The sequence below is a fragment of the Alteromonas antoniana genome, assembly GCF_019249295.1.
Lineage (GTDB): Bacteria > Pseudomonadota > Gammaproteobacteria > Enterobacterales > Alteromonadaceae > Alteromonas > Alteromonas antoniana.
Map to the genome: position 1 here is coordinate 173,039 of NZ_JAESDH010000007.1, position 15,167 is coordinate 188,205.

Here is a 15,167-nt window from a genome sequence, read left to right on the forward strand (position 1 = left end):
AAGCAATGTTATTGCATTGTGAATTTGTTGCGCGGACCTTCGTGACTCTTGGCCGCATTTTGTATGACATTTTCTGTATTTTGTTGTTTTTTAGTAAAACTAAGCAGACGAGCGCATATTTGTGTAAATAAAATGTTTCATATTGTTATTGAATACGTATGCAGTCGATTGCTCCTTTTTCATACTAAGCGCTAGTATTCATAGTTGAACCATAATAGGCCGTTCATTAAGCGGTAGAAGAAACGGCCAACTATAAAAAAAGGAATGGGACACCCATGAAAACATTCAGACCCAGCACCATCATGGCTGCCTTGATGGCAAGTGGGCTTGCGTATGTCTCGCAGCCTGTATATGCCCAGGAGGCTGAATCAGAGGAGAATACTCCTGATGAAGAGGTCATCGAGCGTATTGAAGTTAGAGGCTTTAGTACCAGCCTCATCCAGTCACTAAACCAGAAACGTTTTAGCGATACTGTGTCAGAGCAGATTTCTGCGGACGATTTAGGCGGCTTGCCGGATGTGTCTATGGCAGATGCGTTAACGCGACTGCCAGGTATCTCAGCAGTGCGTACAGGCGGTCAGGCAGCGGAAATCAATATCCGTGGTCTTGCTGGCGATTTTGTTTTTTCTACACTCAATGGAAGGGAACAGGTATCCACCAGCGGTAGCCGCGCGATTGAGTTCGACCAGTATCCGTCTGAGCTAATAAACTCGGCTGCGGTATATAAATCGCCAAAAGCATCCCTGATTGAAGGTGGCGTTGCCGGTACGGTCGAGCTGCAGACAGCGAGTCCGCTGGCCATCGAAGAACAGCATAAGTTCAGTGCAAATATCCGTGGTATGTACAACGACCGCGCCAGCGAAATACCGGATGCAGAGGAGTATGGTCACCGCATCAGCTTCTCGTATCAGGGAAAATTTATGGATGACACGGTTGGCGTGTCTTTGGGTTACGCCCGCCTGTTCCAGCCCAGCGTTTCTACTCAGTTTGTTGGCCTGGCCTATAACGGTGAGGTGGATGTCGATGGTGTCGAAGGTGACATGGACAACGTTGGCAGCGAGTGCCCTGAGTGCGAGCTCATCAGCGAAGGCTTTGAGATGCAGCATAAAGGCGGTGAAGAAACCCGCGACGGTTATATGGCTGCGTTTGAATGGGCCCCCGTAGAAAACTTTACGCTGAAAGCGGATGCGTTTGTTTCCAAATTTGATTCTGAAGCGTTTGCCCGTGGTTACCGTGTGAAGCTCGGTGGTGTTAATGCCGGTATTACTAATCCTGTTATCGTCAATAACAGCGTGATTGGTGGCACGTTTACCCGTACCGACAGCAGTTTTACCCGTGTTGAAATGGTGAATGATGATAATCAGGATTTCGATCAGGTCGAAAGCTACGGCATTAAGGCCGACTGGCAAATCACGGACAATCTGGCTGCGCAGTTTGACGTATCACTGTCTAAAGCAGAAAGTAATTTCCGAAATGGTTTGTTATGGTCACTGGTATCTGAAGATGCCGATGCTGCCAGCCCGACCTTTGACGAAAATGTACAGATTTCTTATCTGTTGAATGGATTAAACCTGCCTGACCTGGCATTTAATCAGGCGGATGCATTCTCTGATATCGACCGTGTTATGGTCAGTAAGTACGGGATTTACCCTTACGAAAACGAAGATGAGTTGAATGCGTATCGGGTAGATTTCCAATATTACGTTGATATGCCGCTGTTCTCCTCGTGGGAGTTTGGTTACCGTTATTCTGATCGCGATTACAGTAATGACCGTTCAGTCTTTGAGTTTGGTAATGATGGTGGTTTCTCTGCCAGCCAGCCTCCACTTCGACTGACTCAGGATATGGTTGATGTAGTGAACTGGTCGGGCGATTTCGGCTATTTCCCAAGTTATCTATCCGTAGATCTGAACAATGCACTTAATGCCTGGTTCCCTGGCGGTATTCCTCAGCCAGCGCAAACCTGGGGGCCGGGGGCAGCCGGTGTCATTAACGGTCCTGGCACAGGCCCGGCAACCGCTTGGTCGGTACAGGAAAGCGGCGACGTTTTCGAAACCGTGAATGCCGCATATCTGATGGCAAATATTAATACTGAAATTGGCGATATTCCGGTTTCCGGTAATGTGGGGGTTCGTTATGTGCGTTCCAAACAACGTTCGACCACACTGCAGCGGGCAACACGATTCGTTACCGATCCTGAAACGGGCACGTCGGTTGAGGTGAGTGATCCTAGCGCCGGTGCGCAAAATATCACTGACGAAGTCGGCCTGATAAACAACTTTTATCGTCCGACAATTTTGTCACACGAATTCACAGATATTCTGCCTTCAATCAACCTGAACTTTAAACTAACCGATGCAACGCAGCTTCGTGTAGCTGCTGCGAAAGTCATGGGGCGGGCACCGATAAACCGCTTTGCAGCCAACTCATCAACGAATGTGGAAGAGGTAGCTGCAACCATGGATCGCGATTCAGGCGAAGTTACCCTGTCTAACCCCACAGCGAAAATTAATGGCTCGGCACGCAACAGCCCGTATCTGGATCCGTTCTACGCGACTCAGTATGACGTGTCGTGGGAGTACTACTTCCAGGATACCGACGGTGCGCTCATCGTTGCGGCGTTCTATAAAGATATTGAATCGTTTATCGAGAACATTGCCATCGAACCCTATGACTTCGAGGGCAACGGATTTACCGTGCCCAGCGAAATTGAAGTACCGGTATTCCTTGAACCTGAGTTCTCAGGTCAGGAGCCTGAACTGGCACGTGATGCCAATGGCGATCCTATCTTTGTCTCTGTACCGACAGAAAACGGCCGCTACGAGACTGCAATCAACAATGCTGAGGGTGGATATATCCGTGGTCTGGAAGTCGCCTACACGCAAATTTACAGCATGTTGCCAGGTATGTGGTCAGGTTTGGGGATCAGCGCGAGTTACTCTTACACCGAAAGTGAAATCCAGCGCACCCTGAGTGACGGCGTGTTCTCCAGTCGCTTGCCTGGATTGTCTGAGAACGTGGCAACAGTAACGCTGTTCTGGGAGTACGAGGGTTTCGAAACCCGCGTATCAGGCCGTTACCGTGATGCGTTTGTCTCTGAGCAGGTTGCGGTTAACGACCAGACGGTAAACTTCGATGATGAACTGGTCATTGATTATCAGGCCTCATACGAGATTAACGACAATATGAGTGTGCTCTTCCAGGTAAACAACGTTACCGACGAGCCTACCAAAAGTTATTTCACTTCACCTGAACAAACAGGAACGATTCAGTTCTTCGGAACGCAATACTTCCTGGGGATGACGTACACGCTATGAAACTAACAACCTTAATAGAAACCGCGTGGAATACGACGTCAATGAAAAGAATGACACCGGAGCAACAACCTATGTGTAACAGAAACCGGGCATTCGGGCTTTTTGCCTTAATGCTGACAACAATGGTGCTTGCAGGCTGTGGCGGCTCGGACGTTGAGTCCGGTAGCAGCAACCTGCTGACCTGTGATGCACCTAATGTACCTGATGCCAGTGGGACTGAGTGTGTGGCCCCGCCGCCAATTGAGTGTGATCCACCTACAGTACCAAACGAAACTAACGATGCCTGCGTAGTGGGAGCTGATCCTTCACTGCCTGATCCGGTTTTCTTCCCGGGCGATAACCAGGCTGTGCTGTATTACAACCGTGCTGCGGTGGATGCGGACAACTCGTCTAACGATGCTGCGTATGACGGCTGGCGCCTGCATACCTGGAACAACGACGAGTGTGACGCCTATGCCGATTCGGATACCGATTGGGCTGCAGGTCGTCAGCCAACCGGTATCGATCCGAATTACGGTGCATACTGGGTACTGGAATTGAAGGAAGGTTATGGCAGCTGTCACAACTTCATTATCCATATCGGCACCGAAGACTCCGGGAAAGAACTTGGCGGTGGCGATTTCAAAGGCTCACTGGTTCAGGACGATGAAACCTACACCCGAATGAACTTTACATTGTCAGGTGAGCCGGTAGTGTTTGAGTATCCGATTATGTCATTAGGTCCACAGCCTGTTGATATAGAAGGGCTTGCCGCACACTGGCTTGATACCAATACGCTGCTTTGGGATACGCCGGAAGGTGTGAATACTGTGAAGCTACATTATTCCGCTGCCGCCGATCTTGAAACCTCTCTGGAAGAAGGCCTAAACGGCACCGCTGTCGAGCTGGAAATGGCAGAGCTGACGGACGAGCAGGCTGCAATCGCGCCGCACTTATCTGGTATGACTGCCTGGTATGGCGAGTGGGAAGTCGCCGATGCAAAGGCCGTCATGAAAACCCAGGCGGTTCTGGGAGGATATGACTCTGAAGGTACGCTGGTTGCAGCAACCGGTATCCAGATGGCGAATGCCATCGATCAGGTCTACACCACGGGCGAAGCCGATGCTGACGAAGCCATGCTGGGGGCTGTGTATACCGACACAGGGATTACCGCGGCGGTATGGGCGCCAACCGCGCAAAATGTTCGCTTGCTGTCGTACAACGACAATAAAGCACTGGCGGCGTCTTATGATATGACGCTGAATGAAGACAGCGGTGTGTGGTCTTACGAAGGGTCAATGGACCTGGACCGTACCCTGTACCGTTATGAAGTGACAGTCTATCACCCTATAACCGATAGCATTGAGACACTGCGTGTGACCGACCCGTATTCGGTTTCTCTGACCACTAATGGTCGCTTCTCACGCTTTGTGAATCTGAATGATGATGACCTGAAACCGGAAGGCTGGGAAGATCATATGGTGCCAACCATTGAGAACCCGGAAGATGCGGTTATTTACGAAGGGCATATTCGTGATTTCAGTGCCCGTGACATGTCAACCTCTGAAGTCAACCGTGGTAAATACCTGGCGTTTACAGAAGAAGGTACAGCGCCGGTAATGCACTTGCAGAAACTGGTGGATGCGGGTCTTAACTATTTCCACGTATTGCCTGCAAATGATATTGCTACCATTGATGAAGATCCGGCTAACACCATCGATCTTTACAGCACCGTCGGTGAGCTGTGCGTACTGAACCGCAACGCGGCAGTATGCGATGAAGAAGCCAGTGGTGCCGTATTGATTGATGTATACAACAGCTACGATCCGTTGTCAGAGGCCGCCAAAGCGCAGCAACTGACCAATGATCTGCGCGGTGTCGACACCTTCAACTGGGGTTATGATCCTCACCACTTTAATGCGCCAGAAGGCAGTTATGCGTCAAGTGCAGAAGGGGTTGAGCGAATTATCGAAATGCGTGCGATGAACCAGGCACTGCATGAAATGGGGCTGCGTGTGGCACTTGACGTGGTGTACAACCACACCAATGCGTCGGGTGTATTCCCGAAATCGGTATTGGATAAAGTGGTCCCGGGCTACTACCACCGTTATGAGGTTGACTCTGGTGCCATCGTTCGCGAAACCTGCTGTGATGATACCGAGCCGCGCAATGTCATGATGGAAAAATTCATGCATGACTCTCTGATGATGTGGACCGAACAGTATAAGTTCGACGCCTTCCGTTTTGACATTATGAGTCAGGCCACCGTGGACACCATGGTACGTCTGCGTGATGCCGTACAGGCCATTGACCCCGACAACTATTTCTACGGCGAGGGCTGGACGAAAATCGACCGTGGGTATGAGCAGGCGAACCAGCTGAATATGGCCGGAACGGAAATCGGTACTTATAACGACCGTATTCGTGAAGCTATCCGCCAGGGCAATATCTTCAACCCTGACAGTGATGCAGCACTGAGCGACCAGGATCGTCTGAAAATCGGCATGGCCGGTACGCTAAGTAACTACATTCTGAATACGTCCGGCGACGTTGACAGTGCGGGCAGCAATTTAGGTGGCTATGCCACTGATCCGGCTGACATTATCAACTATGTTTCAAAACACGATAATGAAACGCTGTGGGATCAGTTTAACTACACCTTACCTATGGATCTGACGCTGGCGGAACGTGTTCGTGCACAGAACATTGGTATTGGTCTGCCGCTGATGTCGCAGGGTATTCCCTTCCTGCAAATGGGCGGTGACATGCTGCGCTCGAAGTCTATGGACCGCAACAGCTATGACTCAGGCGACTGGTTTAACTACGTAGATTTTACCTATCAAACCAACAACTGGAATGTGGGTCTGCCACCGGCACAGGACAACGAAGCGCGCTGGGAGGAAATGGGTGAATTTATTTATTCGCCAGAGCGTGCTGCATCCATGTCAGACATTGAGTTTGCGTCAAACGTCTTCAACGAATATTTGAGCATTCGTATGGAAAGCCCGCTGTTCAGACTGACCACCGGGCAGGCGATTATTGACCGTGTTGGCTTCCATAATCTGGGACGGCGTCAGCAACAAGGCCTGATTGCCATGTCTATCGATGACGGTATCACTCCGGATTCAGACCAGATGCTGGCTGACTTGGATCCGATGAATGACGCGATCATGGTAGTGGTAAACACAGGCTATGAAGAAAAGTCCATCATGGTGAACACGGCAACAGGGTTTGAGCTTCATATGACACATATGAACTCGGTAGATCCGACTGTTCGTGGTGCTTATTTCACCGAAGGTACCGGCGATGATGAAGGTAACGGTACCTTTACCGTGCCGGCGCTGACCATGGCAGTGTTTGTGAAGCCACAAATGGGCGCACAGGGCTACGGCTTGTCAGCACTGGCGACGGCAGGGGCTCCGGATGTTGTACCTTACGGCGATACGGTGGTGTATCTGCGCGGCGGTATGAATGACTGGGGTACCAGCGATGCGTTTGAATACGCCGGTGGTGGTGTGTATCAGGTTGCGGTAGCACTAACTGCTGATACCACCTACGAATTCAAAGTGGCTGCAGAAGACTGGGGCGATCCTTCAGGGGTGAACTTCGGTGCACGTGATGGTGACCCACAGGAAGTTATCGCGAAAGAAGAGAAGGTACTGGCTGTTAGCAATAACAACCTGATATTTACTCCTGCTGCAGATGCGACGTATCTGTTCACCGTGGATGCCTCTGATAAAGAAGCGCCTGTTCTTACAGTGGAAAATGAGGACCTGTACGCAGACACAACCGTGTACGTGCGTGGTGGCTTCAATGGTTGGGGTACAGACAATGCGCTGACCCATCAGGGTGGACGCATTTATTCCACGCCGATTGACCTGGCGGTGGGCAGCTATGAGTTCAAAGTTGCTACTGACGACTGGTCGACGGTGAACCTGGGGGCCTTCTCAGGTGATGACGCAGACAGAGTGGTGACGCTGGGTGAGGACACGTTCCTGGCACCTACTGACAACAACCTGGTGATCGACATCGAAAGTGAAGAATCCTATGTATTCATTTTTGATGTGACTTCGGTGGAAGAGCCAAAACTGCGTGTATTTAAAGAGGAGTTTTGGGGCAATACACCGGTCTTCCTTCGCGGTGGTATGAATGGATGGGGGATTGATAATCCGTTCATGTACCAGGGGGCGGGTGTGTATACCGTTGACATCGACCTGAGTGCCGGGGCTACAGAGTTTAAGGTTGCTTCCGAAGACTGGTCGACGGTTAACCTGGGGAACCCGGATGGTGAAACCAGTAATGCGGTGACGCCAGACAGCCCGAAATCTATCGCCACCAGCAACAACAACCTGCTGATAGATGTACCTGCGGGTACCTATGAGTTCAAGGTAGAAGGACCGGATGGTGGAAGTCCCACACTGACAGTGACGGAGAAATAATCTTTCATCACTAATGCAAAAAAGCCGCTGTTGAGCGGCTTTTTTTTGCCTGATGTGAAAGTCTCCTTCTCAATTATATCCCTGTTCCCCAAGTTGAAAAAAAGTCGATGTAATGAATCGATAAATCTCGCTTTCGCAATGCTTTCATCCTCGCGATGATTGTCGCGTCTGGTTGGACCAGATTTTGCAGTACCTGAATAAGTATTCCAGTCGTGCCATTGATGAACAGATATCTATTAGTTGTCTGTAGCAACGTGAAAACAAGGTGCGCAGTTTGTAAGTGGCGTTATGTAAGCCCGTAACGTCCGTTTCAGATTAAGTAAAAACTACATGGCCAAAAGGAGAGATGTCATGAAAAAAGCATTGGTTGTAGAAGGTGGCGCCATGCGTGGTATTTTCGCAGCAGGCGTACTGGATACGTTTATGACGAAAAACCATTATGACTTTGATTTTGCCATTGGTGTATCAGCAGGTGCGACAAACCTGTCTACATACGTAACGCGCACGCCGGGCTTAAGCAAAACGATAATCACAGACTACGCGACCAAGAAAGAATTTTTCAGCCCGCTGCGGTTTATCAAAGGCGGACACATGACCGATGTTCACTGGCTGTGGCACCAATGTAAGGATGCGCTTCCCCAATGTTGTGCGTCGCCAAAAAGTGACATGCCGCTGTATGTGGGTGTTACAAATGTGGATACCGGCGAGTGTGAATATCCTCGCGTGACAGCGGCCAATATTGATGAACTGATGGTCGCCTCGTGTGCAATTCCCACAGCCTATCGTGAGCAGCCCAAAATTGGAGATAATCGCTATACCGATGGTGGTGTTGCTGATGCCATTCCGGTGCGAAAAGCGTATGAGATGGGGGCAAGGGATATAACCGTGATCCTGTCGCAGCCTCTTGGTTTTAGTAAACCTACCATGAAGGCAGGGTGGCTAATGGAAAAGCTATACGGTAATCAGCCCATGCTGTTGCAGACACTGGTGCGCAGACCAGACGTTTATAATGAGACGCTGGCGTTTTTACGCAATCCACCAAAGGATTGCAAACTGACCGTTATTGCCCCTGATGCCGCGTTCAAAGTGAAGCGGCTGACGATGGACAAGGTTAAGCTGGCGCTGGGCTATCGAAATGGAGTGAATGCCGCCCGTCGCGCACTGGGCGTTTTGAAACGCAAGGCGGCCTGAACCACATTATTACAGATTGGTATTAATTATGGTCGCTGCATTGCCAGTGTGAGCTCAAACGCCATTCTGGCCGCCAGACGTGCGGTCTTGCCACTTTTGTCATAAGTCGGGTTGAGTTCTGCAATATCGCTAAGTGCCCAGCGTATATTATGTTCTCTGACAACCTCACTTAGCTTCCTGAGAAAACGGATCACCGCAGCAGGTTCTACACCGATTGCTGCGGGCGCGCTGACCCCCGGTGCAGACGATGCAGGAAATGCATCCATACAAATGGTCACGTACAGGGAGTCTATGTTACTTAACATCGGGGCAATGCTTGCTATCGCCGCGGCATCGGTAAAGGCATAGTCTGGCAATACCGTTGTGCCTGACTGTTCGGCATAGTTAAACAGCGCTTGCGTATTTGAAGCTTCTGAGACGCCTAAACAGCAATATTGAAAAGGGATACCCCGTGCATTACTGTATTCGGCAATTTGCCTGAAAGGCGTGCCTGACGACGTCACTTCATCACAGCAGCGCAAATCCAGATGCGCATCCAGATTGATAATGCCTATTCGCTTAGTGCTGTCTGCGTGGTGAAGGCCTTGCCAGCTCGCCCACGCTATATCATGACCGCCGCCCAAGCCAAGCACTGTGCTGCCGCGCTGGAGCAAGTCTGAGATCTGTGCGGCGAAATTACGCTGTGTAGCGTCCAGGCTGTCTGCCACGTCGCTATCGCCTTGGTCCCAGATCTGGCCTGATAACTGCCAGGGCAGATTGGCCATTGCTTGTCTGAGCGCGTTGGGGCCGCCTGATGCGCCAACCCGACCTTTGTTTGCCTGAACACCGCTGTCATTAGGATAGCCGAGTAGTACAGTATCGCCTTTACCGATATCCTGAGCAGCACTGCAAGGGCGCACAACCTGATGCCAGCGAAAGCCCGCTGAGCCATCCTCTGAGTCAGTCCTGCCTGTCCACAAAGCGTTATGCGACATGTTTGCCCCCGGCAATAATGGTGTGTGGCCGGTATCCATTTATCTCATAAATCAGAGAGGCCGGGGAGGGCATATCCCACAATGTGAGATCTGCGCGTTTGCCAGTGGCAATCTCACCACGATCATGAAGACCTAACGCTCTCGCGCCGTTGATGGTTATGCCTCTGAGCGCCTCTTCAACTGTAAGGCCAAAAAACAAACTTGCCATATTGGCGCAGGTGAGCAGCGAAGCGACGGGTGAGGTGCCTGGGTTCATGTCTGTGGCCACTGCCATATCCACGCCGGCTTCACGCAGCGCCTGAACGGGCGGCTTTTGGGTTTCCTTTAAGTAATAATAGGCTCCTGGTAAGAGTACCGCGACGGTGCCAGCTGCTGCTAACGTGGCGACATCGCTCTCCTGCAGGTATTCGATATGGTCCACAGAGAGGGCTTGAAATTCGCAGGCAAGCACAGCACCTTTGCTGTCACTTAACTGCTCAACATGACCTTTCACCGGCAACCCTGCATCGCGAGCGGCCTCAAAAACCCGGCGCGTCTGTTTAAGAGAAAACCCAACGGTTTCGCAAAATACGTCTACCGCATCGGCAAGTTTCTCTTTTGCCACTTTCGGGATCATTACCTGACAAACAAAATCAATATATTCATCGGCACGTAAATCGTTGTCCGGTGGTAATGCGTGTGCGCCCAGATACGTTTTTATCACACTGATGTCGAGCTTATCTGCAACTGCGCCGGCAACAGTAAGCATTTTCAGCTCAGTGTCTTCATCCAGACCGTACCCGGATTTAATTTCCAGTGTAGTCACACCTTCTTCCCGCAATCGTCTGGCGCGACGAAGTGTCTGTGTGATTAATTTTTCTGCTGACGAATTTCTGGTTGCGCGGACACTACTCTTAATTCCTCCTCCCCGGCGGCTGATTTCTTCATAGCTGACGCCATCGAGACGTTGTGCAAATTCCTCTGAACGGTCGCCACCGTAAACCAGGTGAGTGTGACAGTCTACAAAACCAGGAAGGCACCAGTCGCCATTGGCCTCAATCACGGTTTCGTTTGGTTGTGCGGACAGATTGCTCCCGATTTCCTGAATGATCCCGTCAGTTACCCGGATATCGGTCTCTTCGAGCAAGCCAAAATGTTTTTCGCTGCCAGACTGCATTGAGGCAATCCGGGCATTGCGGATGAGCAGGTTGTTCATCGATCCCTCCGGGTTCGTTAGCATGTTTTTTTAGTCTACTTGGCTATACTTGTATATACAAGTTGTTGCGAGTACAGTGTTCCCAAAACATCAGGAGGATCTGGCATATGCAGCCGCGTTTTATCGCCATTAAATCGGCGCTGGTTGACGATATTGAGCATGGGCGTCTGGCGCCCGGCGACCAGGTGGAGTCTGAAAATCAGTTGGCGCAGCGCTTTGAAGTCAGTCGCATGACCGCTCGCAGAGCGCTGTCTGAGCTTGTGGCTGAAGGGATCCTCGCAAGAACCCAGGGCGTCGGAACCTTTGTAGCAGATAGCCGGCCGATGAGTTCGATGCTGACGATTAAAGGCATCAAGGACGAAATCCTTGCCCGGGGTCATGATTACCAGTGTCGTGTTGTGACCAGAGAAAAGCGGGTAGCAACGCCCTCTGAAAGCCGATGGTTGGGGGTTAAAGAGGCCAGCCCGGTCTATTTTACCTCACTTATTCATTATGAAAATGCGTTACCGGTTCAGCTTGAGAACCGTTGGGTGAATCCGCACTGGGCTCCGGATTACCTGAAACAAGACTTCACGGCTATGACGCCCAATTATTATTTAAATCAGGTTGCGCCATTAACGGAAGCCGATCATGTAGTTTCAGCTGTGCTGCCAGAGAATGACACAGCGGAAAAGCTGATGATCACGCCCTCCTCTCCCTGCCTGCAAATTAACCGACGTACCTACAGCGCGCGGGGCATCGTAAGCGTGGCGACGCTTACGCACCCAGGTGAACGATACCGTTTGGGTGGACATCTTGATTTTACCTAATACCAATCCGTAAGGAGAAACTGTTTTGAACAGACATGATGACACCCGCCGCATTAGTGCACCGCGGGGAAGCAAGTTAAATGCGAAAAGCTGGCTTACTGAAGCCCCGCTGAGAATGTTAATGAATAACCTGGATCCGGAAGTGGCTGAACATCCGGAGTCGCTGGTGGTTTACGGTGGCATTGGCCGTGCCGCCAGGGACTGGGACGCTTATGATGCTATCGTTGATGCACTTAAACGCCTGCGCGACGATGAAACGTTACTCGTCCAGTCCGGTAAGCCTGTTGGTATCTTTCCAACGCACGAAAATGCGCCACGGGTACTCATTGCGAATTCCAATCTGGTGCCGCACTGGGCCAACTGGGAACATTTCAATGAGCTCGACCGCAAAGGATTGATGATGTATGGCCAGATGACCGCCGGCTCATGGATCTACATCGGTTCTCAGGGGATTGTACAGGGCACGTATGAAACTTTCGTCAGTGTGGCCAAAGCCCATTTCGACGGAAAGGCCGAAGGCCGCTGGATCCTGACCGGCGGTTTAGGCGGCATGGGCGGTGCACAGCCACTGGCAGCCACAATGGCCGGGTTCTCCATGATTGCAGTTGAAGTCGACGAATCCCGTATCGATTTTCGTCTGCGTACCGGCTACGTTGACAAAAAAGCCACATCTATTGATGAAGCATTGGCGATGATAAAAGAGGCTGGGGAAGTGGGTAAACCGGTATCCGTTGGCCTGCTTGGAAATGCCGCAGAGGTGTTTCCGGACATGCTGGCTAAGGGCATCATTCCCGATGTGGTGACAGACCAGACCAGCGCCCACGATCCGCTGAATGGCTATCTGCCCAAAGGCTGGACCCTTACACAAGCCAAATCGATGCGTGAGTCTGATGAAGCCAGTGTCGTCCGCGCTGCAAAAGCTTCTATGGCATTGCAAGTTTCTGCCATGCTGGGTTTCCAGCAAAAAGGGGCAGCTACGCTTGATTATGGCAACAACATTCGGCAGATGGCGCTGGAGGAGGGAATTCACAATGCCTTCGATTTTCCCGGCTTTGTTCCTGCCTATATTCGTCCGCTGTTTTGTCAGGGGATCGGGCCTTTTCGCTGGGCGGCGCTGTCCGGCGATCCGCAGGATATTTATAAAACCGATGAGAAAGTAAAAGCGCTTATCCCTGATAATCCGCACCTGCATAACTGGCTGGACATGGCCCGTGAACGCATTTCGTTTCAGGGCTTACCCGCACGCATCTGCTGGGTTGGTCTGGGCGAGCGACAAAAGCTGGGACTGGCTTTTAACGAGATGGTCAGAAAAGGTGAGTTGAGCGCACCTGTGGTAATAGGCCGGGATCATCTGGATTCTGGCTCGGTGGCGTCGCCTAACCGCGAAACAGAATCGATGATGGACGGGTCTGACGCCGTGTCGGACTGGCCATTACTAAACGCGATGCTAAATACTGCTGGTGGCGCAACCTGGGTGTCACTGCATCACGGTGGCGGCGTAGGCATGGGATTTAGCCAGCATTCTGGCGTGGTCATTGTGTGTGATGGTAGTGAAGAGGCGGATAAACGAATTGCCAGGGTATTACATAACGATCCGGCCACTGGCGTAATGCGTCATGCGGATGCAGGTTACAAGCTCGCCATTGATTGTGCCAAAAAACATAATCTGGATCTGCCCATGGTAAATAAGGAGCAGAAATAATGACCTCAGTATTTACCCTGACACCGGGGCAGCTATCGCTTGATGACTGTCGCGCGTGTTTTCGTCAGCACCGGCCCATAGCGCTGGCTGATGATGCGTTCGATGCGATTCATGCCGCGCAGCAAACCGTGACCGATGTGCTGAAAGCGGGGCGCACCGTGTACGGCATTAATACCGGCTTTGGTTTGCTGGCAAACACCCGGATTGCAGAAGACGAACTTGAATTATTACAGCGCAGCATCGTGCTTTCCCATGCGGCCGGTATCGGTGCCTTCATGCAGGCATCGACGGTTCGCCTGCTAATGCTGCTGAAAATCAACTCGCTATCACGGGGTTTTTCCGGCATCAGACTGGAAGTCATTGAAGCCCTTATCACACTTTATAACGCACAGATTTGGCCAGCCATACCGCAAAAAGGGTCGGTAGGGGCATCTGGCGACCTTGCGCCGCTGGCTCATATGAGCGCCGTATTGTTGGGCGAGGGAGAGGTGTTTGTCGACGGAGTGCGTCGTCCTGCAGCTGACGGGCTGAAAAAAGCGGGGCTGGAACCCATTGCACTGGCCCCCAAAGAAGGGCTGGCCCTTCTTAACGGTACACAGGCGTCAACAGCGTTTGCATTAGAAGGGCTGTTTTATGCAGAAAATGCCCTTTACAGTAGCCTGGCTATAGGCTCGTTGAGCGTAGAAGCGGCGCTGGGTTCGCGGGTGCCATTTGATGCGCGTATTCACGCTGTGCGTGGCCATCAGGCGCAGTCGGATATCGCTGCCTGTTTTCGCACGCTGCTGGATAAATCTGATATTGGTCACTCTCATGAGGGCTGCGAAAAAGTGCAGGATCCTTATTCGTTGCGTTGTCAGCCACAGGTGCTCGGTGCGTGTTTGCAACAACTCCGGTACGCTGCACAAACGCTGGAAACGGAAGCTAACGGTGTGTCAGACAACCCGCTGGTATTTGCCGATTCGCAGGATATCCTCTCCGGTGGCAATTTCCATGCTGAAGCGGTAGCAATGGCGGCAGATATGATTGCCATCGCACTCTCTGAGATAGGTTCACTCTCAGAGCGGCGAATGGCGCTGCTGATTGATTCAAACCTAAGCGGGCTACCGCCGTTTCTGGTGGAAAACGGCGGCGTGAATTCGGGGTTTATGATTGCGCAGGTCACCTGCGCCGCACTTGCCAGTGAAAACAAAACGCTGGCACATCCGGCCTCAATAGACTCCTTGCCTACATCAGCCAATCAGGAGGATCATGTCTCGATGGCTACCTTTGCAGGCCGGCGCTTAAAAGATATCTTTGAGAATGTGGCCGGCATCTTAGCCATTGAATGGCTGGCCGCGGGGCAGGGCGTCGACTTTCGTAAGCCACTCACCACCAGCAAACCGCTGGTGCAGTCGCACAGGCTGTTACGCAGCGCGGTGGCGTTTTACGACAAAGATCGCTATTTTGCGCCCGACATCGAGGCCGCGTCAGCGTTAGTAACCTCACACGCATTAGCTGACATAGTAAGAGAGCAGGTCACAGAGCTGCTCGCATAGAAGCCGCAGTGTTGATAGCGACATAC

Annotated in this window: 8 protein-coding genes; 6 read left to right on the forward strand and 2 right to left on the reverse strand. The window is 51.5% G+C overall.

All coding sequences use genetic code 11. From position 1 onward, the window contains the following. Positions 1-275 precede the first annotated feature (275 nt). The 3 genes from JKP77_RS08165 (at position 276) to JKP77_RS08175 (ending at position 8,926) form a co-directional block, all read left to right on the forward strand. On the forward strand, positions 276-3,317 hold the full coding sequence (locus tag JKP77_RS08165) for a TonB-dependent receptor (RefSeq protein WP_218310693.1): 3,042 nt from the start codon (positions 276-278) through the stop codon (positions 3,315-3,317). Positions 3,318-3,388: 71 nt separating this feature from the next. Then, positions 3,389-7,735, forward strand: coding sequence for an alpha-1,6-glucosidase domain-containing protein (locus JKP77_RS08170; RefSeq protein WP_218310727.1), 4,347 nt, complete (start codon positions 3,389-3,391; stop codon positions 7,733-7,735). A gap of 351 nt (positions 7,736-8,086) precedes the next feature. Continuing rightward, on the forward strand, positions 8,087-8,926 hold the full coding sequence (locus JKP77_RS08175) for a patatin-like phospholipase family protein (RefSeq protein ID WP_218310694.1): 840 nt from the start codon (positions 8,087-8,089) through the stop codon (positions 8,924-8,926). A 26-nt stretch (positions 8,927-8,952) separates the two neighbouring features. Here the strand turns inward: JKP77_RS08175 and hutG are convergent, their stop codons facing one another. Both hutG and hutI read right to left on the reverse strand, forming a co-directional pair. Continuing rightward, the gene (gene hutG / locus JKP77_RS08180; protein WP_218310695.1) at positions 8,953-9,900 is read right to left on the reverse strand and encodes a formimidoylglutamase; all 948 of its coding nucleotides are present in this window, start codon (positions 9,898-9,900) and stop codon (positions 8,953-8,955) included. Continuing rightward, positions 9,890-11,095, reverse strand: coding sequence for an imidazolonepropionase (hutI, locus tag JKP77_RS08185; protein WP_218310696.1), 1,206 nt, complete (start codon positions 11,093-11,095; stop codon positions 9,890-9,892). Before hutI ends, hutG begins: the two co-directional genes overlap by 11 nt. A gap of 107 nt (positions 11,096-11,202) precedes the next feature. On the opposite strand from hutI, the gene hutC reads away from it, so the two are divergent. From hutC to hutH, 3 genes are read left to right on the forward strand one after another with little or no spacing between them, the layout of a single operon-like run. Beyond that, positions 11,203-11,904, forward strand: a complete 702-nt coding sequence (gene hutC, locus JKP77_RS08190) for a histidine utilization repressor (protein WP_218310697.1) — start codon at positions 11,203-11,205, stop codon at positions 11,902-11,904. A gap of 25 nt (positions 11,905-11,929) precedes the next feature. Then, positions 11,930-13,606 (forward strand): urocanate hydratase, encoded by a 1,677-nt coding sequence (gene hutU / locus JKP77_RS08195; RefSeq protein ID WP_218310698.1) that lies wholly within the window; start codon positions 11,930-11,932, stop codon positions 13,604-13,606. Beyond that, positions 13,606-15,141, forward strand: coding sequence for a histidine ammonia-lyase (hutH, locus tag JKP77_RS08200; protein WP_218310699.1), 1,536 nt, complete (start codon positions 13,606-13,608; stop codon positions 15,139-15,141). Before hutU ends, hutH begins: the two co-directional genes overlap by 1 nt. Positions 15,142-15,167: the final 26 nt, after the last annotated feature.

Coding starts and splice junctions, on each gene's coding strand:
- hutG (WP_218310695.1), bottom strand. CDS start 9,900: ATGTCGCATAACGCTTTGTGGACAGGCAGGACTGACTCAGAGGATGGC.
- JKP77_RS08165 (WP_218310693.1), top strand. CDS start 276: ATGAAAACATTCAGACCCAGCACCATCATGGCTGCCTTGATGGCAAGT.
- JKP77_RS08170 (WP_218310727.1), top strand. CDS start 3,389: ATGTGTAACAGAAACCGGGCATTCGGGCTTTTTGCCTTAATGCTGACA.
- hutI (WP_218310696.1), bottom strand. CDS start 11,095: ATGAACAACCTGCTCATCCGCAATGCCCGGATTGCCTCAATGCAGTCT.
- hutC (WP_218310697.1), top strand. CDS start 11,203: ATGCAGCCGCGTTTTATCGCCATTAAATCGGCGCTGGTTGACGATATT.
- JKP77_RS08175 (WP_218310694.1), top strand. CDS start 8,087: ATGAAAAAAGCATTGGTTGTAGAAGGTGGCGCCATGCGTGGTATTTTC.
- hutH (WP_218310699.1), top strand. CDS start 13,606: ATGACCTCAGTATTTACCCTGACACCGGGGCAGCTATCGCTTGATGAC.